Source organism: Psychromonas sp., assembly GCF_983033635.1.
Map to the genome: position 1 here is coordinate 10,389 of NZ_CEZLMY010000113.1, position 1,337 is coordinate 11,725.

The following is a 1,337-nucleotide window of genomic DNA, read 5'->3' on the forward strand; positions in this document are numbered from 1 at the left end:
AGTAAATTACTATTCGGATCTCGTGAGTATAACGTTACCAGTTGCCCCACACTCATACTTGAAGCATCTGCGACCTGTATATTAAAAGTCTCTCGAGTTACATTGCCAGTTACAGTGGTAATATCTGATTTATTACCGGTAGAGAAAGGTCTAAAGGTGATAATAGTTCCTCCACCCGTCGTAGGTGTACCTTCTGAAAAAATTTCAGTTCCCCCCGCCAGTGCGCCAGCACCACGTACAACAATATTACTACTGTTAACAGTTAAGCCTGTTGCACGATAACGGCCGGGATGTAATAACACAACACCTGAGCCATTTAACTCAGCTGCATCAATAGCAGCCTGGATAGCACTGCTATCGTCAGAGCTATCATCGGGTACTGCACCGTAAGCACTGACATCATAAACAGGATAAGTGACATCAGGAATCGCTATGTCACCATGGTGATAACCCGCACGCGAAAAGTCTGGCATATTTGGCTCTGCGCCACTATTTTTAGCTGCTACCCAATCAAGCCAGGTACTTGACTCAAGAGCCATTGTATTAATTGGCGACATAGCAACTAGCAACGCAGCTACAACTCCTCCAATGGGATTAATCGATTTTATTAAACGCATTCACTACTCCTTGTGATATTTTAAGTGTAAATTAGTGGTGTCTGATCAATAAATGTACAGGTTGGCTAGCATACATAGATTGTTAATTTTATATATGAGGAGTACATCTATTTGTGATTAACCTCTATTTACTGGAAGCAAGTGAAAGCCAGTCGTAAGCTTGCAACCCGAAGCGCAAGGGGCGAATCGGCAATCGAAAGTGCGTGAAGAGTTGGCGAAAAGAATATCGAAAGCATACGCTGGAATATAAACGTTTGTTCGATGAGGATGAGGTTTAAAGCAATAAAATTCAGTGCTGCAAATCTTGCTAGTATTAATCCTGCAGCCGTTAATGCAACAGGGCTCGTTAACTATTTATCAGGATGTTTGCCGAATTAAGAAAAGATGGATCTACACTAGTCTACTGTTGCTTTAAGCAATACTTTCATTAGATCTTCATTTCATGGTGGTTTTGATCTGATGTATAGAATAATAACAGTATGAGAATTATCACTGCCGAAACAAGTGGTGCCCAAATAAAATTAAAAGTTATAGCCGTTAGTGCCGTAATTGCTTGATTTGTTGCTTGAGGAACATAATTACCAGCTTGGATTCGTTCTCTTGTATTTAAAAAGTAATTATGAAATAACAACTGCGACAAGCAAGCCTGCAACTACAGCAAATATTGGGTAACTTTAATATGGATGGAGCTGTGCTACAGCTTAATAGTGCGTTCAGATA

Annotated in this window: 1 protein-coding gene; it reads right to left on the minus strand. The window is 40.3% G+C overall.

What is annotated here, in order from left to right; translation table 11 throughout:
• Positions 1–617 (minus strand): glycosyl hydrolase family 28-related protein (locus tag AC4GME_RS13355; RefSeq protein ID WP_490379566.1); only part of this gene is annotated, 617 nt, incomplete at its 3' end.
• Between the last annotated feature and the right edge of the window lie 720 nt (positions 618–1,337).